This window comes from Amycolatopsis panacis, assembly GCF_003600245.1.
Lineage (GTDB): Bacteria > Actinomycetota > Actinomycetes > Mycobacteriales > Pseudonocardiaceae > Amycolatopsis > Amycolatopsis sulphurea.
Window position 1 is genome coordinate 1 of sequence record NZ_QZFV01000047.1, and the last position, 872, is coordinate 872.

Annotated in this window: 1 protein-coding gene; it reads right to left on the reverse strand. The window is 67.5% G+C overall.

Going from position 1 to position 872, the window contains the following annotated elements; translation table 11 throughout:
• Positions 1-31: 31 nt before the first annotated feature.
• Positions 32-872: IS3 family transposase (locus tag D5S19_RS03860; RefSeq protein ID WP_120021956.1), on the reverse strand; the 841-nt coding region annotated here is incomplete at its 5' end.

The window sequence follows — 872 nt, forward strand, 5'->3', positions numbered from 1 at the left end:
GTGTCAAGCCCCGGGTTTGATGGAGACTGGATTAGTTGGTTTCCAGGGTTGCGGTGACCGGGTGGGTCATCGCGTGTAGTGCTTCGTACTCGGCGGGTGGGACGTGTCCGAGCTCGCCGTGCAGGCGCCGGTTGTTGTACCAGTCGATGTACTCCACGGTCGCGATTTCCAGGTCGTCCAGGCCCTGCCAGGGACCTTTGTTGCGGATGAGTTCGGCCTTGTACAACGAGTTGAACGCCTCTGCCATCGCGTTGTCGTAGGAATCTCCTTTGCTGCCAACGGATGCGACCGCGCCGGCGTCGGCGAGGCGCTGGGTGTAGCGGATGGCCCGGTATTGCACTCCGCGGTCGCTGTGGTGGACCAGGCCGGTCAGGTCGGCGTGATCGGCCTGGCGGCGCCAGATCGCCATCTGCAGGGCGTCCAGGGCGAGGTCGGTGTAGAGGCTGGTGGCGACCTGCCAGCCGACGATCAGGCGGGAGAACACGTCCAGGATGAACGCGGCGTAGACCCAGCCGCCGGCGGTGCGGACGTAGGTCAGGTCCGCGACCCACAACTGGTTCGGTCCGGCGGCGGTGAAGTCGCGTTCAACCAGGTCACCCGGCCGCCCGGTCTCGGCGGCCGGTCTGGTGGTGCGCGGAGACTTGTCCCGCAGCAGCCCACGCAGCCCGGTCTCGCGCATGAGCCGCTCAACCGTGCACCGGGCCACCTCCACGCCGTGACGGTTCAGCTCGGCCCAGACCTTGCGGGCCCCGTAGACGCTGTAGTTGTCCTCGTGCACCCGCTCGATCTTCTCGGCCAGCACCCGGTCGGATGCCGCGCGGGCGGACTCGGGACGGGTCCTGGCGGCGTAGTAGGTCGACGGTGCGATCTCG